Source organism: Actinopolymorpha sp. B11F2, assembly GCF_040195635.1.
Classification (GTDB): Bacteria; Actinomycetota; Actinomycetes; order Propionibacteriales; family Actinopolymorphaceae; genus Thermasporomyces.
This window is the reverse complement of record NZ_JBEFTX010000001.1, coordinates 341,099-361,511: the sequence shown is the minus strand read 5'-3', so window position 1 is coordinate 361,511 and position 20,413 is coordinate 341,099. Positions and strand designations below refer to the sequence as shown.

At 68.1% G+C, this 20,413-nt stretch carries 16 protein-coding genes and 1 tRNA gene; 12 read left to right on the top strand and 5 right to left on the bottom strand.

The annotated features are described in order from the left end of the window. The first annotated feature begins 203 nt into the window (after positions 1-203). Both gltB and ABN034_RS01635 read left to right on the top strand, forming a co-directional pair. The gene (gltB, locus tag ABN034_RS01640; protein ID WP_349689176.1) at positions 204-4,757 is read left to right on the top strand and encodes a glutamate synthase large subunit; all 4,554 of its coding nucleotides are present in this window, start codon (positions 204-206) and stop codon (positions 4,755-4,757) included. Then, entirely contained in the window at positions 4,750-6,234 is a 1,485-nt protein-coding gene (locus ABN034_RS01635; protein ID WP_349689175.1) for a glutamate synthase subunit beta, read from the top strand. Before gltB ends, ABN034_RS01635 begins: the two co-directional genes overlap by 8 nt. Positions 6,235-6,338: 104 nt before the next feature. On the opposite strand, the gene ABN034_RS01630 is transcribed toward ABN034_RS01635, so the two are convergent. Both ABN034_RS01630 and ABN034_RS01625 read right to left on the bottom strand, forming a co-directional pair. Further along, a complete protein-coding gene (locus ABN034_RS01630) occupies positions 6,339-7,472 on the bottom strand; it encodes an amidohydrolase family protein (RefSeq protein WP_349689174.1) in 1,134 nt (377 codons plus the stop codon). A gap of 105 nt (positions 7,473-7,577) precedes the next feature. Further along, a complete protein-coding gene (locus ABN034_RS01625; RefSeq protein ID WP_349689173.1) occupies positions 7,578-8,966 on the bottom strand; it encodes a type I glutamate--ammonia ligase in 1,389 nt (462 codons plus the stop codon). Positions 8,967-9,008: 42 nt separating this feature from the next. Here ABN034_RS01625 and ABN034_RS01620 point away from each other — a divergent pair, with 42 nt between their 5' ends. From ABN034_RS01620 to pyk, 3 genes are read left to right on the top strand one after another with little or no spacing between them, the layout of a single operon-like run. After that, positions 9,009-9,659 carry an ABC transporter ATP-binding protein gene (locus tag ABN034_RS01620; protein ID WP_349689172.1) on the top strand — a complete coding sequence of 217 codons (651 nt, stop codon included), beginning with the start codon at positions 9,009-9,011 and terminating at the stop codon, positions 9,657-9,659. Next, positions 9,656-10,351, top strand: a complete 696-nt coding sequence (locus tag ABN034_RS01615) for a hypothetical protein (RefSeq protein ID WP_349689171.1) — start codon at positions 9,656-9,658, stop codon at positions 10,349-10,351. Before ABN034_RS01620 ends, ABN034_RS01615 begins: the two co-directional genes overlap by 4 nt. Positions 10,352-10,372: 21 nt before the next feature. Then, entirely contained in the window at positions 10,373-11,815 is a 1,443-nt protein-coding gene (gene pyk / locus ABN034_RS01610) for a pyruvate kinase (protein WP_349689170.1), read from the top strand. A gap of 38 nt (positions 11,816-11,853) precedes the next feature. Here the strand turns inward: pyk and ABN034_RS01605 are convergent, their stop codons facing one another. The 3 genes from ABN034_RS01605 to ABN034_RS01595 all read right to left on the bottom strand — a co-directional run bounded on the left by ABN034_RS01605 (position 11,854) and on the right by ABN034_RS01595 (position 13,434). Then, a complete protein-coding gene (locus tag ABN034_RS01605) occupies positions 11,854-12,477 on the bottom strand; it encodes a hypothetical protein (protein WP_349689169.1) in 624 nt (207 codons plus the stop codon). A gap of 49 nt (positions 12,478-12,526) precedes the next feature. Further along, positions 12,527-13,108, bottom strand: a complete 582-nt coding sequence (locus ABN034_RS01600) for a transcriptional regulator (RefSeq protein ID WP_349689168.1) — start codon at positions 13,106-13,108, stop codon at positions 12,527-12,529. A 243-nt stretch (positions 13,109-13,351) separates the two neighbouring features. Then, a tRNA-Leu gene (locus tag ABN034_RS01595) sits at positions 13,352-13,434 on the bottom strand. A 109-nt stretch (positions 13,435-13,543) separates the two neighbouring features. On the opposite strand from ABN034_RS01595, the gene ABN034_RS01590 reads away from it, so the two are divergent. From ABN034_RS01590 to ABN034_RS01560, 7 genes are all read left to right on the top strand, one after another. Beyond that, entirely contained in the window at positions 13,544-14,185 is a 642-nt protein-coding gene (locus ABN034_RS01590) for an ANTAR domain-containing response regulator (RefSeq protein ID WP_349689167.1), read from the top strand. 401 nt (positions 14,186-14,586) lie between these two features. Next, positions 14,587-15,825 carry a branched-chain amino acid ABC transporter substrate-binding protein gene (locus ABN034_RS01585; RefSeq protein WP_349689166.1) on the top strand — a complete coding sequence of 413 codons (1,239 nt, stop codon included), beginning with the start codon at positions 14,587-14,589 and terminating at the stop codon, positions 15,823-15,825. Positions 15,826-15,926: 101 nt separating this feature from the next. Then, positions 15,927-16,937 carry a branched-chain amino acid ABC transporter permease gene (locus tag ABN034_RS01580; RefSeq protein WP_349689165.1) on the top strand — a complete coding sequence of 337 codons (1,011 nt, stop codon included), beginning with the start codon at positions 15,927-15,929 and terminating at the stop codon, positions 16,935-16,937. Then, positions 16,934-18,079: a branched-chain amino acid ABC transporter permease gene (locus ABN034_RS01575; RefSeq protein ID WP_349689164.1), complete on the top strand. Its 1,146-nt coding sequence runs from the start codon at positions 16,934-16,936 to the stop codon at positions 18,077-18,079. Before ABN034_RS01580 ends, ABN034_RS01575 begins: the two co-directional genes overlap by 4 nt. After that, positions 18,076-19,041, top strand: a complete 966-nt coding sequence (locus tag ABN034_RS01570; RefSeq protein ID WP_349689163.1) for an ABC transporter ATP-binding protein — start codon at positions 18,076-18,078, stop codon at positions 19,039-19,041. Before ABN034_RS01575 ends, ABN034_RS01570 begins: the two co-directional genes overlap by 4 nt. Then, a complete protein-coding gene (locus ABN034_RS01565; RefSeq protein ID WP_349328045.1) occupies positions 19,028-19,741 on the top strand; it encodes an ABC transporter ATP-binding protein in 714 nt (237 codons plus the stop codon). The genes ABN034_RS01570 and ABN034_RS01565 overlap by 14 nt, the downstream gene beginning before the upstream one ends. A gap of 116 nt (positions 19,742-19,857) precedes the next feature. Next, positions 19,858-20,412 carry a GNAT family N-acetyltransferase gene (locus ABN034_RS01560; RefSeq protein WP_349689162.1) on the top strand — a complete coding sequence of 185 codons (555 nt, stop codon included), beginning with the start codon at positions 19,858-19,860 and terminating at the stop codon, positions 20,410-20,412. Position 20,413: the final 1 nt, after the last annotated feature.

Below are 20,413 nucleotides of genomic sequence, written 5' to 3'. Positions count from 1 at the left end.
TCATTCGGACCGGGTCCGTCGTCCCTGGGCCACTTCGGGCCGCATGGCCATCAGGAGAGGGATGATGGCCGGCGCCCGGATCGCTCCGCTACCCTGCATGCAATCTCCAGGGCCAACGTCGTCCCTCGAGCACGTTCGGGGGTCCGGGGGTCGTCCCCCGGGCTAGTACCTTCAAACGCGAGTTCGACGACGGGAGTATCCACATGCTCGGAACGCCCCCGCCGCCGCACGGCCTTTATGACCCGCGGTTCGAGCACGACGCCTGCGGCGTCGCCTTCGTCGCGACGTTGAGCGGTGAGCCCAGTCGGCAGATCGTCGACCAGGCGTTCACGGCGTTGCGCAATCTCGACCACCGCGGTGCCTCCGGGAGTGAGCCCGACTCCGGTGACGGAGCCGGGATGCTGATCCAGATTCCCGATGCGTTCTTCCGTGCGGTTTGTGACTTCCCACTGCCGCCTCCGGGGGAGTACGCGGTCGGGACCGCGTTCGTGCCCGATGACGACGATGCCGATGCCGCCGTCGTACGCCGGGTGGGGGAGGTCGCGGCCGAGGAGGGTCTGGTCGTCGTCGGCTGGCGTAACGTCCCGGTTGCGCCTGAGCTGCTCGGCAAGACGTCCCGTGCGGTGATGCCGCGGTTCCGCCAGCTCTTCGTGACGAGTGTCGAGGGCGGGGCGCTTCCCGGTCTGGCGCTGGAGCGACGGGCGTTCGCGCTGCGCAAGCGCGTCGAGAACGACACGGACGTGTACTTCCCCTCGCTGTCGTCGCGCACCCTTGTCTACAAGGGAATGCTGACGACCGAGCAGTTGGAGCCGTTCTTTCCCGATCTGTCCGACCGGCGGGTCGAGAGTGCGATCGCGCTGGTGCACTCCCGTTTCTCCACCAACACGTTCCCGTCCTGGCCACTCGCTCATCCGTACCGCTATCTCGCCCACAACGGCGAGATCAACACGGTCATGGGCAACCGGAACTGGATGCGCGCCCGCGAGGCGCTGCTCGCCTCCGACCTGCTGGCGAAGCCCGGGTCGGACGACCAGCATGGTGCTGGCGACCTGCAGCGGCTCTACCCGATCTGCACGCCAGAAGCGAGTGACTCCGCCACCTTCGACGAGGCGCTCGAGCTGCTCGAGATGGGCGGACGTTCGCTCCCGCACGCCGTGCTGATGATGATTCCCGAGGCGTGGGAGAACCACACCGAGATGGACGCCAAGCGGCGGGCGTTCTACGAGTTCCACTCCTGCCTGATGGAGCCGTGGGACGGTCCGGCGTGCGTGGCCTTCACCGACGGTACGCAGGTGGGGGCGGTCCTCGACCGCAACGGCCTGCGTCCGAGCCGGTACTGGGTCACCGACGACGGCCTCGTCGTCCTGGCGTCCGAGGTCGGCGTGCTCGACCTCGACCCCAAGTCGATCGTCCGCAAGGGCCGGTTGGAGCCGGGCCGGATGTTCCTCGTAGACACCGCCGAGCACCGGATCATCGAGGACGAGGAGATCAAGGGCCAGCTCGCGGCCGAGCATCCCTACGACGAATGGCTCCACGCCGGCCTGATCCGGCTGGAGAACCTCCCGCCCCGTGAGCACGTCGTCCACACGCACGCGTCGGTCACCCGTCGGCAGCAGACGTTCGGCTACACCGAGGAGGAGTTGCGGGTCATCGTCGCCCCGATGGCCCGGGTGGGTGCGGAACCCATCGGGTCGATGGGCAGTGACACCCCGGTCGCGGTGCTGTCCGGGCGGTCGCGGCTGCTCTTCGACTACTTCACGCAGCTGTTCGCCCAGGTCACCAACCCGCCGCTGGACGCGATCCGCGAGGAGTTGGTCACCTCACTCGCCGGGACGATCGGCCCGGAGCGCAACCTGCTCGAGGCAGGGCCCGCGTCGTGCCGGCAGATCGTGCTGCCGTTCCCGGTGATCGACAACGACGAGCTGGCCAAGATCGTCCACGTCAACCGCGACGGTGACTTCCCCGGCTACGCCGCGCACGTCGTCAAGGGCCTTTACCGCGTCGAGGGTGGCGGAGCGGAGTTGGCTCGCCGGCTCGAGGAGATCTGCACTGAGGTGTCGGCGGCGATCGCCGACGGCGCGCGGGTGATCGTGCTGTCCGACCGGCACTCCAACGCCGACCTGGCGCCGATTCCGTCGCTGCTCCTCACCGGAGCGGTGCACCACCACCTGATCAGGGAGAAGGCGCGGTCCAGGGTCGGCCTGGTCGTCGAGGCCGGCGACGTCCGCGAGGTGCACCATGTGGCCCTGCTGATCGGCTACGGCGCGGCGGCGGTCAACCCCTACCTCGCCATGGAAAGCGTCGAGGACCTCGTGCGGGAAGGGGACTTCCTCACCGGGATCGAGACCGAACAGGCCGTCCGCAACCTCGTCAAGGCGCTCGGCAAGGGCGTGCTCAAGGTCATGAGCAAGATGGGCGTGTCGACGGTCGCGTCCTACACAGGTGCACAGATCTTCGAGGCGATCGGCCTGGGGCAGGACGTCATCGACAGGTACTTCACCGGCACCACGTCCCGCCTCGGCGGGGTGGGGCTCGACGCGATCGCCGAGGAGGTACGCCGCCGGCACGTGCAGGCGTATCCCCGGGACGGGGTCGCGCAGCCGCACCGACGCCTGGCGATCGGGGGCGAGTACCAGTGGCGGCGGGAGGGGGAGCCGCACCTGTTCGACCCGGAGACGGTGTTCCGGTTGCAGCACTCGACCCGCAGCCAGCGGTACGACATCTTCAAGCAGTACACGAGCCGCGTCGACGAGCAGGCGCAGCGACTGATGACGTTGCGTGGGCTGTTCTCGCTGCGCAGCGGGGTCCGCCCACCCGTGCCGATCGAGGAGGTCGAGTCGGTCGAGAGCATCGTCAGGCGCTTCTCGACCGGTGCCATGTCGTACGGCTCGATCTCGATGGAGGCGCACTCGACGCTCGCCATCGCGATGAACCGGATCGGCGCCCGGTCCAACACCGGCGAGGGCGGCGAGGACGCGGAGCGGCTCTACGACCCCGAACGCCGCAGTGCGATCAAGCAGGTCGCGAGCGGACGGTTCGGCGTGACGTCGGAGTACCTCACCCACTCCAGCGACCTGCAGATCAAGATGGCGCAGGGCGCGAAGCCCGGCGAGGGCGGCCAGCTGCCGGGCGGCAAGATCTACCCGTGGATCGCCAAGACCCGGCACTCCACGCCGGGTGTGGGGCTGATCTCGCCGCCGCCGCACCACGACATCTACTCGATCGAGGACCTCGCGCAGCTGATCCACGACCTGAAGAACTCCAACCCGTCGGCGCGGGTGCACGTGAAGCTGGTCGCCGAGGTCGGGGTCGGTACGGTCGCTGCCGGGGTGTCCAAGGCGCATGCCGACGTGGTGCTGATCTCCGGCCACGACGGCGGCACCGGCGCGGCGCCGCTCACCTCGCTCAAGCACGCGGGTGCGCCCTGGGAGCTGGGCCTCGCCGAGACCCAGCAGACGCTGCTGCTCAACGGGCTGCGGGACCGGATCGTCGTCCAGACCGACGGGCAGCTCAAGACTGGGCGCGATGTCGTGATCGCCGCACTGCTCGGCGCGGAGGAGTACGGCTTCGCGACCGCGCCGCTCGTCGTGTCCGGCTGCATCATGATGCGGGTCTGCCACCTCGACACATGTCCGGTCGGCGTCGCGACCCAGAACCCCGAGCTGCGCAAGCGCTTCAACGGCAAGCCGGAGTTCGTGGTCACCTTCTTCGAGTACATCGCGCAGGAGGTCCGCGAATACCTTGCGGAGTTGGGGTTCCGCAGTCTCGACGAGGCGATCGGCCACGCCGAGATGCTCGACGTCGGACAGGCGGTCGAGCACTGGAAGGCCTCGGGGCTCGACCTCAGCCCGATCCTCGCCGTGCCCGACCTGCCAGGTGGCGCCGCACGCCGGTGTGTGACCAGCCAGGACCACGGCCTGGAGAAGGCGCTCGACAACCATCTCATCGAGCTCGCCCGCGACGCCCTCGACAAGGGCGAGCCGGTCCGTGCGCAGGTGCCGATCCGCAACGTCAACCGCACCGTGGGCACGATGCTCGGTCACGAGCTGACGAAGATCTACGGCGGCAGGGGACTGCCCGACGACACGATCGACCTGACCTTCATCGGGTCGGCCGGCCAGTCGTTCGGTGCGTTCGTTCCGCCTGGGATCACGCTGCGGTTGGAAGGCGATGCCAACGACTACCTCGCCAAGGGGCTGTCCGGTGGGCGGATCGTCGTACGCCCGGACCGAACGGCCACGCTGGTGGCGGAGGACAACATCATCGCCGGCAACGTGATCGCCTACGGCGCCACCGGTGGCGAGCTCTTCATCCGCGGCAAGGTGGGCGAACGGTTCTGCGTCCGCAACTCCGGGGTGACGGCGGTCGTGGAGGGCGTGGGTGACCACGGTTGCGAGTACATGACCGGCGGCACCGTCGTCGTCCTCGGCGCGACCGGACGCAACTTCGCGGCCGGCATGTCCGGTGGCGTGGCGTACGTCCTGGATCTTCGACCAGGGCGGATCAACCAGGAGATGGTCGATCTGGAGCCGCTCACCGACGATGACAAGGAGCTGTTGACAGCCTTGGCGAAGGCGCACGGCCAGGCAACCGAGTCCGCGGTGGCGGAGAAGCTCCTTGCGGACTGGCCGGCGACACTCGCCCGGTTCACGAAGATCATGCCGCAGGACTACAAACGGGTGCTGCAGGCGCGCGCCCGCGCAGAGGCCGAAGGACGCGACGTCGACCAGGCGATCATGGAGGCTGCACATGGCTGACCCCAAGGGCTTCCTGACCACTCCGCGCGAGGTCGCGCACCGCCGTCCCGTAGGCGAACGCCTGCGGGACTGGAACGAGGTCTATCCCGGCAAGGGCATCGGCCACGCCCTGCTGCCGATCATCTCCGCCCAGGCCGGGCGCTGTATGGACTGCGGTATCCCGTTCTGCCACCAGGGTTGCCCGCTCGGCAACCTCATCCCCGAGTGGAACGACCTGGTCTGGCGTGACGACTGGCAGGCCGCGATCGAACGCCTGCACGCGACCAACAACTTCCCGGAGTTCACCGGCCGGCTGTGTCCCGCACCCTGCGAGACGGCCTGCGTCCTGGCCATCGACGAGGCGACGTCCGGTGGAGCCGTGACGATCAAGAACGTCGAGGTCGCGATCATCGACCGGGCGTTCGAGGAAGGGTGGGTGACCCCGCAGCCGCCGGAGTGGTTGACCGGACGCACGATCGCGGTCGTCGGCTCGGGCCCGTCCGGGCTCGCCGCCGCCCAGCAGCTCACCCGGTCCGGTCACACGGTCGCGGTCTACGAACGCGCGGACAAGATCGGTGGCCTGCTGCGCTACGGCATCCCCGAGTTCAAGATGGAAAAGCGGATCCTCGACCGCCGGATCGACCAGATGGCCCGCGAGGGCACGATCTTCCGCGCCGGTGTCAACGTCGGTGTGGATGTGACCGGCCAGGACCTGCGTACCCGCTATGACGCGGTCGTCCTGGCGATGGGCTCGACGATCCCGCGTGACCTGCCGATGCCCGGACGCGACCTGGCCGGGATCCACCAGGCGATGGAGTACCTTCCGCAGGCCAACCGGGCCGCGCACGGTGAGGAGGTCCCCGACCAGATCACCGCCGCGGGCAAGAACGTCGTCATCATCGGCGGCGGGGACACCGGCGCCGACTGCCTCGGCACCGCTCATCGCCAGGGCGCGAAGAGCGTTGTCCAGCTGGAGATCATGCCGCGCCCGAGCGACGAGCGGCCGGTCGCCCACCCGTGGCCGACGTACCCGATGATCTTCCGCGTGTCGAGCGCACACGAGGAGGGCGGGGACCGGAAGTACGCCGTGTCGACGCAGGAGTTCATCGGCGACGACGAGGGGCGGCTCCGGGCGTTGCGGCTGGTCCAGGTGAAGTTCGAGAACGGCCGGTTCGAACCTGTGCCCGGCACCGAGGAGGAGATCCCCGCCGAGCTCGTCCTGCTGGCGATGGGCTTCGTCGGACCGGAACGTGGCGGCCTGCTCGAACAGCTGGAGGTCGAGCTCGACGAGCGCGGAAACATCGAGCGGGACGCGTCCTACGCGAGCAGCGTCGACGGGGTATTCGTCGCCGGTGACGCCGGCCGCGGCCAGTCGCTCATCGTGTGGGCGATCGCCGAGGGGCGTGCCTGTGCGGCAGGTGTGGACGCCTGGTTGCGCGGAGGCGAAACCGCGTTGCCGGCCCCCATCCCGCCCACAGCCCGCCCCCTCATGGCCTGACGCCGTTCGCTCCCGTCTCCGTTGACCTGTCGGAGGTTCTCGTCGTAGAAGACGAGAAACCTCCGACAGGTCGCAGACGGCCCCAGGACACGGAAGCTGAGCCCTCAGAGGGAGTAGAGGCGGCGGGCGTTGTCGGCGCCCACCATCGCGCCGATCCGATCAGCGTCGGCGAGGGTGAGGGCGCCCTGCCTCCGCCAGCGGTCGAGAAGCCTCCCGAACGCCTCCCGGAACTGCGCGGCGCCCGCGAGATAGAGCTCCGGCAGTCCGTACGCGTCGCTCGAGTACAGCAGCTTCCCGAACGGTGCCAGTTCGCAGAACTCACCAAGGACCGCTTCGGCACGGATCCCGGCATGGGCCACGGTGAGCCCGACATCGACGTACACGTAGGGATGTACGGCGGCCAGCCAGCCGGCCTCACGGTGGTACGGATAGCAGTGCAACAGGACGATCGGCGTCCCCGTCGGCTCCGCCGCTTCGAAAAGGCCCTGCAGCAAGGCGGGGTTCACGCTGGTGAGCCGCAGGTCCCGGTCCCCGAAGCCGGTGTGCAGCTGGACCGGCAGGCCACGATCAAGACCGCACCAGAGAACGAATCGCAGAAGGACCGGATCGTCAAGGCGCCATTGGCGGATCGCCTCGTCCGCTCCGTGCCTTCCGGTGTAGGCGAGCCATCCACGGGCGGCATCCCGGATCTCGGCCATGCCCGGCCGGCTCGCGGGCACTGCGAATCCGTGGCGGTAGGCCAGGATCGACTTCACGGCGACTGCGTCTCGCGTGGCGTCGACAAGCGTGGCGACATAGGCGTCGGCGAAGTCCTCAGCTGACACTCCTGACGACGCGAGGTCCTCGGCGACCCGTTCGAGGCGTACGACTGGACGAACCTCCGCACGTGCGGCAGATGCCAACTGTGGCAGGGAAACGGGGCCCGTGGCTCCGAGCCCGGTGTCGACCAGCAGGTGTGAGAGTCCAGCCGCTTCGAGTAGCCGGCGCCGCACATCGGCCGGCGGCAGTTCGGTTCGCCGCACGAGGTACTCGTCGAGCGGCGCGCCGGGCGGCAGGCCCAGTGGTGGGGCGCACCATCGGCGGAGCGCGAGACCCAACTGCGAGTCGGCGTACGAGACGCCCGTGGGGGCGGGCTGCGTGGCCTCGGTGAGGAAGAGTTCGAACGCCTGCCGATCCGGTTGCCTGTCGACCACGACATGGCAGTGCCCGTCGACGAGTGGCTGGTCGAGCCCGGTCACGGGACCTCCTTCGTCGGCCCCAGGACCAAGGTGCTGTGCTGATGCGTGACCTCACGTCGTTCGGCCACGCATCCGTCCCTTCTCGCCCACTCCCACGGCCTGGGCTCAGTACGCCCATCGGGTCGCGGCGACGATCTCGGCCGGTGCCGCGTCGGCGAAGAGCTCCACCTCGGCCCGGTGGACGGCGAGGAACGCATGCAGCAACGGCTCACCCAGCGCGGTGGCCAGGATCTCGTCGGCTTCCAGATGGGACATGGCTTCCAGCGCCGACTGGGGGAGCCGGGGCGGACGGTCGGCGGGAGGCACGGTGGCGGGGTCGACCCGCATCTCGGATGGCAGCCGGCGTCCGCGGTCGATCCCGGCGAGTGCCACGGCGAGGACCGCGCCGACGACGAGATACGGGTTGGCACTGCCGTCGATGCACTTGAGCTCGACGTTGGCGGCGGTGTGCTCGGAGCCTGCGGTGCCAGTGATCAGGCGGATCCCCGCCTCGCGGTTCTCCCGTCCCCAGCACTGGTAGGGCCCGGCCCAGTGCTGCGGGACCAGGCGAAGGTAGCTGGCAGGGCTGGGAGCGCCGATGGCGCACAGAGCCGGCAACCGGTCAAGCAGCTCCGCCACCAGCGACTCTGCGCGTCCGGTCAGCCCATAAGGTCCCGAGCCGCCTGCGAACAGGTTCGCGCCGTCAGCCCAAGCCGACAGGTGCAGGTGCGACCCGTTCCCCACGCCCGCCGCCTCGACGACCGGCGCGAACGACGCGCGCCAGCCGTAGGTCTGCGAGACCGCATGGATGGTCTGCCGGACGAGCACGAGGCGGTCGGCCGCGGTGACCGGATCCGCTGCGGAGACAGACAGTTCCAGCTGACCTGGTGCGTACTCCGGGTGGAACTGTTCGACGGGCACGTCCTCGGCGGCGAGCGCGTCGAGCAGGTCGTGCGCATAGTTCGACAGCTCGATCACCCGGGTCATGCCATAAGCCGGGCCCTTGCACGCCGACTCCACGGCATGGTCGCCGCCGTCCTCGGCGTCCCGGCCGACGACCCACTCGACCTCGAAGGCCATGCGGACGTCCAGGCCACGGCCGACGGCCTCGTCGACCGTCCGGCGGGCGAAGGAACGCTGGCAGGCGTGGTAGGTCTCACCTTCCTGCGTCCTGCGATCGACCGGAGCCCATGCCCAGCCGGGCTGAGCCGCCAGAACGGTGACCTGGTCGAGGTCCGGAAAGAGGCGAAGGTCCCCGACGGGTCCGCCGATGTGCGTACTGGTCGTGATGGAGTCCCCGACCGTGAAGACGTCGAACACCGGCGACATGCCGACGCCCCACGCGACGGCGTCGGCGAGTCTCCTGGTGGGTACGGCCTTGACGCGCGTGATGCCGGCGTTGTCGACCCAGGTCAGTGCGATCGCCGCGACGTGTCGCAGTGCGAGTTGCGAGCCGAGCTCCTTGGCGCGTGCATCGCGGCGCCGGCGCGGGTCGCGGTCGAAGACCTGAGGCATGGTCTGATCCTTCCCACCGGAAGCCCTGGTAGAAAGATTCCCGTGCGGCTCGTCGATGTCCATGCTCGGTACGCCCGGCGTACGCCATGGGTACTCCGCGGTGTCGACGTCGAGCTCGGCCCTGGTGAGACGGTTGTCATCGAGGGACGCAACGGCTCCGGCAAGTCGACGCTGCTGCGGGTCATCGCGGGGTTGCTGCCCGTGGGTCGGGGTGAGCTGTCCGGCCGTCCCGCTGTGGTCGGATGGCTGCCGGAGCGCCTTCCGCTCGGGCGACCTTTCACCGTACGGCGCTATCTCCAGGCCATGGCGAGGGTCCAGGGCCTCACTTCCGACGAGGGACGCGCACGGATCGACGAGTTGGCCGGAAGGCTGCATCTCACCGAGTTCCTCGACACGTCGTTCGCCTCGGTGTCGCAGGGCACCCGGCGCAAGGTGGGATTGACACAGGCCTTGCTCAGGCGACCCGGACTCCTCGTCATGGACGAGCCGTGGGAGGGCCTCGACGCCACCAGCCAGAAGGAGGTCCCCGCGCTGGTGGCGGAGGTCACCGCGGCTGGTGGTTTCTGTGTCGTCACAGACCACCGGGGCCGGTCGGGCGACCTGGGACCGACCAGGCAGTGGACGCTCGAGGCGGGCCGGGTGTCCGACACCTGTCCGGTGTCCGAGGACCGGGACGTACGGAGCGAGCCGTGACCCGGGTCGTCGCCCTTGTACGCATGCGCATCGCTGCCTACGTCGGGCTTCAGCGGGTCTGGCCACCCCTGGTCGCGGCCTTGGCGCTGGTCTCGGTCGCCCACGCCGGGGGAGTGGCGCCACCCAACCAGGCGTACGCGTTCTCGGCCGCGCTGCTGTTCGGCGTCTTCGGCTGGCAGACCAAGCTCGTGCTCGACACCGAGCCCGACGAACAGCGCTTGCTGGCCAAGATCGGCGTCGGCTCCCGGGGCCGTGAGCTCGCCGCCGGCCTGCTTGCTGCCCTCGTCATGGTCCTGCCGGTGGTCGTGCTCGGTGTCGTGGCTCCCCTCCTCGTCGGCGCGGTCGAGATCTCCGGGGGTTGGCCGGAGTGGGCGGCTTGGGTCGCATTCGGGGGGTGGCTCCATGTCCTGTCGGCGATGTGTGGGTTGGCCGTCGGCGCCCTGGCGAGCCGGCCAGTCATCGCCGGCGCGGGATGGTCGGTGATGATCGTCCTCGCGGTGCCCGTCCTGGTGCTCGTCCTCGGGTCGCGGCAGTCGCAGACCCCCCGCTGGCTGGTCCCTCAACTCTTCGCGGCGTCGCGCATCGAAGGCGCCGCTGACCTCGGATCGGCCGGCGTGATCACCGTGCACGCCCTCGGGTGGGCCGCCTTGCTACTCGCGGGTTACGCGGCCCTGCGACGAAGCCGGTTCTGACGCAGGCATAGAGTCGGCTTTGTGCGCCGCGCAAAGATTGTTTGCACCCTCGGTCCCGCTACCTCCACACCTGAGCGGATCGGCGAACTCGTGGACGCCGGGCTCGACGTTGCCCGACTCAACCTGAGTCACGGCAGCCACGCCGAGCACGAACGCATCTACCGGTTGGTCCGCGAGGCTGCCGAGGAGGCCGGCCGTGGGGTCGGGATCCTCGTCGACCTGCAGGGACCCAAGATCCGGCTCGGCAAGTTCGCCGACGGTTCGGTCAACCTCGTCTACGGTGACCGCTTCACGATCACCACGCAGGAATGCGTGGGTGACGTCACCCGCTGCGGGACGACCTACGAAGGGCTGCCGCGCGACGTCGACGCGGGAGACAGCATCCTCGTCGACGACGGCAGGCTCGCGCTCGAGGTGGAGTCCGTGACCGACACCGATGTCGTGACCCGGGTGGTCGTGGGTGGGCGGGTGTCGGACCACAAGGGCCTCAACCTGCCGGGTGTGGGGCTCTCGGTCCCTGCCCTGTCGGAGAAGGACCTCGACGACCTGCGCTGGGCGCTGCACCTGCGGGCGGACATGATCGCCCTGTCGTTCGTCCGGAACGCCCGCGACGTCGAGGACGTCCGGCGCGTGATGGCGGAGGAGAAGGTGCGGCTTCCGGTCATCGCGAAGATCGAGAAGCCCCAGGCGGTCCAGAACCTCGACGAGATCATCGACGCGTTCGACGGGTTCATGGTGGCCCGTGGCGATCTCGGCGTCGAGATGCCGCTCGAGGATGTTCCCCTGGTGCAGAAGCGGATCGTTGAACTCGCCCGCACCAACGCCAAGCCGGTGATCGTCGCCACCCAGATGCTCGAGTCCATGGTCAACGCACCACGGCCGACCAGGGCCGAGGCTTCCGACGTCGCCAACGCGGTCCTCGACGGGACCGACGCGGTGATGTTGTCGGGGGAGACCAGCGTCGGGCTCTATCCCATCGATGCCGTACGCACGATGGCCCGGATCGTCGAGACCACCGAGGAACACGGTCTCGAACGGGTGGCAGGCATCCAGTGGGAGCCTCGTACCAAGGGCGGGGTGATCGCCAAGGCCGCCGCCGAGGTGGCCGAGCGTTTGGGTGCGAAGTTCCTCGTCGCCTTCACACAGTCCGGTGACACCGCTCGGCGGCTGGCACGCTACCGCTCACGGGTACCACTTCTGGCGTTCACGCCGGAGGAGGAGACCCGCCATCAGCTCGCGCTGACCTGGGGAGTCGAGACGTTCCTCGCGCCCACGGTCGCGCACACCGACGAGATGGTGAAGCAGGTCGACCGGTCACTTCTCGCTGTCGGCCGGTGCCGCCGAGGCGACAACGTGGTGATCGTCGCCGGTAGTCCGCCAGGCATCCCGGGGTCCACCAACGCACTGCGAGTCCACCGGATCGGCGACGCGGTGACCGAGGCAGCACCGGCATACCGGCTGTGAGCTGACCGTCCTGCGTCGGGTCGTGACCCCGTGTCGTCTCAACCCGCTGGTGCCGTCCCGGCCTCCGGCGAACCCGGGTGCTGCTCGTCGAGGAAGCGGGCGAGCAACCCGCGAATGATGGTGGCCATGGCGAACCCGTGCTCCTGCGACCAGGCCCGCAGCCGTGCGTGGTCTGCCGTCGGCAGGCGTACCGGCACCATCTGGTAGTCACCACGCATCGGGTCGGACATTCCGAACAGCAGCGCCTGTCGGGCAGCCTCAGTGTCGCCGGGGCCCTGGTGGGCCGCGTGTCGCGCGGCGAGCGATCTGGCGATCTCCGCTTCCGGGCCGGGTGCCTGGGCGCCGAGGTCGCGGAGCGGCGGCGCGGCCTGCGGAATGCGTTCGAACAGCCAGCGCAGGACATCGCGGCGCTGCGCTTCGGGAAGGCTCCCGAGCGCTCTCAGGAGGAGTGTCTCCGGACCTTCGGGGGTATCTGGTTCAGCGGGGCTCGGCGGGCGGGCGGAGCCGGCGGGGTCGGAGTTGGGCCCGGTGGGCTCGTCGGTGAGTCTCTCGGCCACGACGACCTCCTCGGTGTTCTGCGGTTGGGCGGGCACTCTGGTGTTCAGCGGCCCGGAGTCGGTGCCCTGTCCTCGCCAGAGATATCGCAGAAGATATCGCTCCATGCCAGGGGGATTCCAGTACCTACGAACTGGCCGGCTGGAGCCGCCGACTTCAGGACTTCGGTCCGACATGGGCGTCGAGGGCGGCGACTGCCTCTCGCCGAGCCACCGAGATCTGCCGTGGGTTGGGCTGCCGCCAGGCGATCCCGAGCAGGTCTAGTGCCCACGTGCAGAGGGCACGGATGTCGGCGGAGGCATTGGTGAAGAAGTAACGCGGATATTCATATCGCTTCGGCGTTCCATTCACCGTGCGTACGGTCCAGTTGATGATGCGGCAGCCGTCGGAATGGAAAAGCCCACGCAGGAACCTGCCGGGGTATTCTTCGACGATTTCGCGCTGCCAGGATTCCAGCACAATAGGTCGAGTGTGTTTCATGCCTGGCCCGTGCTGCGGAAACAAACACGGCCAGTGCTTCCAGGTGAGCTTTATCTCGGTACAACCCGGCTGCTGTCGGGTATGGACCCGGCCGCCAGACTTTATCCTCGCCAACGTATCCGCGATCTCGATGGTGAGGCGCGGGTATCGGTGGTCGCTGTAGATGGCCAGCGAGTAGACGCCGTCGTGCTGATGTGCGATGTGTCCGTCGCCGAGATACCAACCCAGTATCAGTGCATATGCTGCACGGTCGAGCACGGCTTCACCGCAGCGTGGGCAGGGGACGGTCGAGTGAACCTGTCCTCGTCGCAGTCCGCGCCGGCGATAGAGTCGACGCCACCGTCGAATCGTCTCGAGGGCGACTCCGCAGACAGTCGCATTATCCCGATCCCGGAGACCGGCGTCGGTGAGGAGGAAACTGAGGTCGACGAGTTCCTGCGGCCTGATATGGGGCACACTGCCATGCTCCCAACATCCACCGACAATGCATCACGTCAGCTGTGCCGGGTGTGGGATTCGAACCCACACGCCCTTTCGGACAATGGCTTTTGAGGCCATCATGTCTACCGTTCCATCAACCCGGCGAAGTGCCCGAACGAATCCTACCGGGTCATGTCGACGGGCTGGAGGTGGCGGTGGACGGGTACGCTGGCGGCGCTCGCATCGTGCAGCTCTGGGCAGGAGGATTGCGCCGTGACCAACCCGACCGAGCGCCAACCACGCCGGGTCGTCCTCGCAGAGGACGAGGCGCTCATCCGGCTCGACCTCGCGGAGATGCTGGGTGAAGAAGGCTACGACGTGATCGGCCAGGCGGCCGACGGCGACAGTGCCCTCGCGCTCGTCCGTGAGCTGCGGCCGGATCTCGCGATCCTCGACGTCAAGATGCCCAAGCTCGACGGCATCACCGTGGCCGAACGCATCGGCGACGAGGGCATCTGTCCGGTGATCATCCTCACGGCATTCAGCCAGCGCGATCTCGTCAACCGCGCAAGCGCCGCGGGAGCGATGGCCTACCTCGTCAAACCGTTCACCAAGGCCGATCTCGTCCCGGCCATCGAGATCGCCGTCTCGAGGTTCACCGAGCGCGTCCAACTCGAACATGAGGTCGCCGGACTCGCCGAGCGGCTCGAGACCCGCAAACTGGTCGAGCGCGCGAAGTCCCTGCTGCAGCAGAAGTTCGATCTCAGCGAGCCCGACGCCTTCCGCTGGATCCAGAAGACGGCGATGGACAAGCGCGTCCCGATGCGCCGCGTCGCTCAACTTGTGGTGGACGAAAGTGACAACGTGATTGCGGACGGTGGCGAGTCAGGCGATCCAGAGGCTCCGACTGGGTGATTTTCCCGACATGGGGGCGTCCAGAGTTACGAGACGGTAAGAGCGTCCCCGGGTCCGTTCACCGGAGTGCCCCCGTACAGCTAGTCTCTGCACACTCCGTGAAGTACGGGGGCGGCGCGACGTGCGCCGAATCATGCGGCATCGGGAGGAATCGTGGGTCGGACATCCGACCTGGGCGCAGGTGCGATCGTGGCACCGCTCCTGACCACGGCACCTCCCACGGAGCCTCGACAGCGGTGGCCATTCCCGCTGCGGAACACCTTTGAGACCGGCGTCCCCCCTGTGGCGGGACTTGTCGTGCCGGCTCGGTCCGCAGTAGGTTCCGGCACCGGTCGGCAGGCGCCTGTCACATGACGTGACTGCCGCGACACCATGACGTGTGGGTGGCTATGGAGGTATTCGTGTACAAAGCACGACTGGTGCGGGCCGTGGCGTTGGCAGCGGTGGTTTCGCTGAGCCTCGCTTCGTGCGCGCAGAACACAGGCGGGTCCAACAGTGACACCACCGAGTCCGACAGCGCGCCGGGCCGGGTCGCAGTCAAGCCCGACGCTGCCCCGCCGATCCCCACGGGCGCTGTCCTGCCCGCCGGCGACGGGCAGGGCAAATGTGCAAAGGGCACGTCGATCGCCTACATCGGCACGATCGCCGGTGCCAGCGCGGCCCTGGGCCTCAACATCCTGCACGGCGTACGCCTTGCGGTGAAGGAGCACAACGAGGCCAACCCTGGTTGCCAGGTGAAGTTGAAGGAGTTCGACTCGGAGGGCAGTCCTGACAAGGCCCCTGGCGTCGTCACCCAGGCCATCAACGACCCGTCGATCCTTGGTGTGATCGGTCTGCCGTTCTCCGGTGAGTCGAAGGCCGTCGGCAAGGCGTTCAATGATGCCGGCCTGGTGACGGTCAGCCCGTCGGCGACCAACCCCGGGCTGTCGACGAACGGCTGGAAGACGTTCTACCGAGGGCTCGGCAACGACGCGTCGCAGGCCCCGGCCGTTGCGACGTTCATCTCCGACACCCTCAAGGCCAAGAAGGTCTGTGTCGTCCGTGACGACTCCGAGTACGGCATCGGGCTCGCCGACCTGACGACCGAGGCGCTCGGCAGCAAGGTCGCCTGCGAGCCGAAGATCAAGACCGGCCAGAAGGAGTTCTCCGCGGTCGTGGGCGAGATCACCTCCGCTGCCCCGGACGCGGTCTTCTTCTCGGGCTACTACCCCGAGGCGTCACCGTTCGTCCAGCAGCTGCGGGACGGCGGTTTCGAGGGGTCGGTCGTCGCGCCTGACGGTGTTCGCGATGACGAGTTCGTCAAGAACGCCGGTGACGCCGCCGAGGGCGTCTACCTCAGCTGCCCGTGCCTGCCCTCCGCGGGGTTCGAGGAGTTCTCCAAGAACTTCAAGGCGCTGTCGGACAGGGATCCCTCGACCTACTCGCCCGAGGGTTACGACGCGACCACGATCCTTCTGCAGGCGCTGGACCAGGGCGCCGAGGACCGCGCGGCAGTGCTCGACTTCGTGAAGAACTACGAAGGCCAGGGACTGACCAAGCAGTTCAAGTGGGACGAAACAGGTGAGCTCACTGAAACGCCGATCTGGATGTACGAGGTCAGGGACGGTGAGATTGCCCACCTGAAGGACCTCAGCAAGTAAGTCCGGCGACGGGACGGGGCGCGGCAAGCCCGAGTTGACCTCGGTGCTCCGCGCCCCACCCACGTCGCCGCCGACCTCGACCACAACGGACGGACGTCTGCGTGACACTCCACCTTGCGACCGGCCTCATCCAGGCCAGCGGCGGCTGGGTCGACTTCAACACCGACCTGCTGATCGACCGGTTCTGGGCAAACACGATCGACGGTCTCGCCTACGGCAGCATCTACGCGTTGGTGGCCATCGGATACACCCTCGTCTACGGCGTCCTGAAGCTGATCAACTTCGCGCACTCGGAGGTCTTCATCGTCGGCGCCTTCGCGGCGTACACGACATTCGTGTTCCTCGGGTACGAACCGGGCCCGACGATCGACAGCGGGCTCGGGCCGCTGATCGTCAACCTCGCCTTGGCAGGGCTGGTGGCGATGATCTGTGCGGGCGTGATCGCGCTGGTGCTCGAGCGCGTGGCCTATCGCCCATTACGACGGCGGAACGCACCCCGGCTCGTGTTCCTCATCACCGCGATCGGCGCGTCGTTCGCCATCCAGCAGATCTTCCTCATCTGGCGGGGCGGCAACCCGGAGCCGGCGATTCGGTTGCTCGCTCCCGAGGCGGTGTTCGAGTTCGGGACCACGCGGATCACCCAGATCCAGATCATCGTCTTCGTGGCCGCTATCGCGCTGCTGGTCTTCGCCGACCAGTTCATCAACCGCACCCGGCTCGGGCGCGGCATCCGGGCCGTCGCGCAGGACCCCGACACCGCCGCGTTGATGGGCGTCAACAAAGAGCGCGTCATCATGCTGACGTTCATTCTCGGCGGGGTTCTCGCCGGCGCTGCCGCGCTCTTCTACATCATGCAGATTCCCCAGGGTGTGTTGTACAACGGTGGCTTCCTCCTGGGAATCAAGGCGTTCACGGCCGCGGTCCTCGGCGGCATCGGCAATCTCCGGGGAGCCCTCGTCGGCGGTCTCCTGCTCGGCGTGGTGGAAAACTACGGCCAGTCGTTCTTCGGTGGTGAGTGGCGAGATGTCGTGGCGTTCGTCCTGCTCATCGGCATCCTGATGGTCCGGCCCACCGGCATCCTCGGTGAGTCGCTCGGAAGGGCGCGGGTATGACCGGCCGGTGGGTCGCGACCGACCGCGTGCCGTTCGGCCAGCAGGTCCGGGACCGGTGGAACTCGCTCAGCCGGGCCCAGCACTGGGTGCTGATCATCCCGCTGCTCGTCCTGGTCTATCTGCTTCCGGTCCTCAACGTCTTCCCGCTGACGACGGAACCGTGGACCGACTACGAGCTCGCGCTGTTCAACGCGGCTCGCTTCGGGCTGATCGCGCTCGGGCTCAACATCGTGCTCGGACAGGCCGGGCTGCTGGATCTCGGTTACGTCGGGTTCTTCGCCATCGGTGCGTACGTCGCGGCGATCATGACAAGCCCCGACTCGTTCCTCACCAACCCCGAATACTCGTGGATGGTCGTGGTCCCGGTGGCCATGATCATCACGATGATCTCCGGCGTCGTCATCGGCACTCCCACCTTGCGGTTACGTGGCGACTACCTCGCGATCGTCACCCTGGGCTTCGGTGAGATGGTGCGGCTCCTCGCCGACAACGTCGAACCGCTGCGGGGAAACCGGGGCTTCCAGGAGGTCGGACGCCCTCCAGGCACCTATGCCGACGGGTCGCCGATCTTCACCCAGACCGACGGCAAGCCGTGGTACTGGCTCACGGTGACGTTCATCATCGTGATCCTCCTGCTGGTCGGAAATCTCGAACGCAGCCGGGTCGGTCGTGCCTGGGTCGCGATCCGTGAGGACGAGGACGCCGCCGAACTGATGGGCGTGCCCACGTTCAAGTTCAAGGTGTGGGCGTTCGTCATGGGCGCAGCGGTCGGAGGGCTCTCCGGCGTTCTGTACGCGGGACAGATCGGGTTCGTCAACAACCAACGCTTCGACGTGGTGACGTCCATCCTCTTCGTCGCGGCCGTCGTTCTCGGCGGATCGGGCAACAAGGTCGGAGTCCTGCTGGGTGCGCTCGTGATCTCGTATGTGCCCGACCGGCTCCAGTTGGCACCGGAGTACCGCTTCCTGATGTTCGGTATCGCCCTCATCGTCCTCATGGTCTTCCGCCCGCAGGGCCTCATGGGCGCGCGACAGCGGCTGCTCGCCCGCGGCCGGCAGGCGTACGTACGGCTGGTCGGCCGGCCTGAGCAGGCCGGGACCGAAAGCGCCCTCACCGACTCCGGCAAGGGGGTGAACGCATGAGTGGTCGGCCAGAGGAGAGTGCGCCCGTCAGCGACGACCGCACCGCGGTGGACCCGGTGACGACGCCGCCCGCCGGCGAAGGGCTGTCGGTCGAGGTCCGCGACATGACCGCGGCCGAACGCGCCGAGCACTTCGCCGAGGTCGCCGAAGCCGTCGCACCCGACCGGGAGATCGACGTCGAGGTCGGTGGGACGCTGCTCGAGCTCCGGGACGTGAGCCTGCGGTTCGGTGGCCTGGTGGCGCTCGACTCGGTGTCGTTCGCGATCAAGCGTGGCGAGATTCTCGGCCTGATCGGCCCCAACGGTGCCGGCAAGACCTCCTGCTTCAACGCCATGACCGGTGTCTACCGGCCGACTTCGGGCGAGATCCAGCTGGAGGGAAGGCCACTCGGTCGTACCAAGCGGCACCAGATAACCCGGCGGGGCATCGCCAGGACGTTCCAGAACATCCGGCTCTTCGAAGGCATGACCGCGTTGGAGAACGTCGTCGTCGGCACCGACGCGCGGCACCGCACGAGCGTGTCGGGCGCGCTGTGCAGGTTCCCCCGGCACTGGCGGGAGGAGCGGGAGGGTGTCGAACGCGCCATGGCACTCCTGGAGTTCGTAGGGATCGCAGACCGGGCGGCTGACCGAGCGCGGAACCTGCCGTACGGCTACCAGCGCCGGCTGGAGATCGCCCGAGCACTCGCCACCGAGCCGAAGCTGCTCTGCCTCGACGAGCCGGCGGCCGGCTTCAACCCGGCGGAGAAGGACCAGTTGATGGACCTCATCCGCCGGATCCGGGACGACGGCTACACCGTCCTGCTGATCGACCACGACATGCGGGTCGTGATGGGTGTGACCGACCGGATCGTGGTGCTGGAGTTCGGCAAGAAGATCGCCGACGGTACCCCTGCCGAGGTGAGGGACGACCCGGCCGTCATCGCCGCCTATCTGGGGGTTGTCGACGATGCCACTGCTTGAGGTCGACGGGATCTCCGTCCACTACGGCCGGATCGAGGCGTTGCGCGACGTCTCCTTGACGGTGGACGAGGGCGAGATCGTCACCTTGATCGGCGCCAACGGCGCCGGCAAGACGACGACGATGAAGGCAATCTCCGGCCTGCTCCCTCTCACGCGCGGGACCGTCCGCTTCGACGGTGACGACATCTCCAGGCTCCGGGCGGACCTGCGGGTCGTCCGAGGCATCTGCCAGGCGCCGGAAGGGCGAGGTGTGTTTCCCGGCATGACGGTCCGGGAGAACCTCGAGATGGGGTGCTACACCCGTAAGGACCGCCAGGGCATCGCCGAGGACTTCGCGCGCGTGTTCGAGCTGTTCCCGCGGTTGGCCGAGCGCTCCTCCCAGGTGGGAGGAACTCTGTCCGGAGGCGAGCAGCAGATGGTCGCGATCGGCCGGGCGCTGATGGCGCGGCCTCGACTGCTGCTTCTCGACGAACCCTCGATGGGGCTGGCCCCCCAGTTCATCCAGCAGATCTTCCAGATCATCACCGAGATCAACAACCAGGGCACGACCGTCCTGCTGGTCGAACAGAATGCCCACCAGGCGTTGAGCCGCGCACATCGTGGGTACGTCCTCGAGACCGGCCTGGTGACCAGGACCAGCACCGGAACCGAACTGCTCGCCGACCCCGCGGTCAAGGAGGCCTACCTCGGCATGGCCTGAGCGGCCGCGTAGCTCGAACGGGGCAGTCCCGCCACGTGGCCGGCAAGGCTGCCGCGGACAAGAGCAGGGCGGCCGAACTCCACCTGAAGCGGGGCGGGAGCCGGAACACTGTACGTATGGAGTGTCAGACCGAGCGGTTGCTCATCCGGGACTTCGAGGCGGGCGACCGCGCGGCTGTCAGCCAGTGGCGCTCCGACCCCGAGGTCATGCGCTATCTCGACCAGCCGCTCGGTCGTGATCCGGACGCCTGGTTCGATGCGGTCCTGCGTTTCACCGCACAGGACCCGCGTGGGTCGCATGACGCCGCGATCGTTCTTCGCGCCACCGGTGTGGTGATCGGCTGGATCGGCATCGGACGCACGATCGATCCCGGCGCGGGCGATCTGGTCGTGGGATACGCACTCGGGCGCGCGTGGTGGGGCAAGGGGTACATGACCGAGGCGCTCGCCGCGGTTCTGGCGTACGGCTTCACCATCCTCGGAGCGCGGACGATCTCCGCGCAGTACTACGTCGCCAACCCGAAATCGGCGAGGGTCATGGAGAAGGCCGGTATGCAGCCCGCAGGTCAGGCGACCTCGGCCAATCCGGCGCTCGGCGCGAGCGAGCGGTACGTCGCGCGCCGGGGGACCTGGCGGCGACCTGACGACGACGATTCGGCGACTCCCGCGTAAC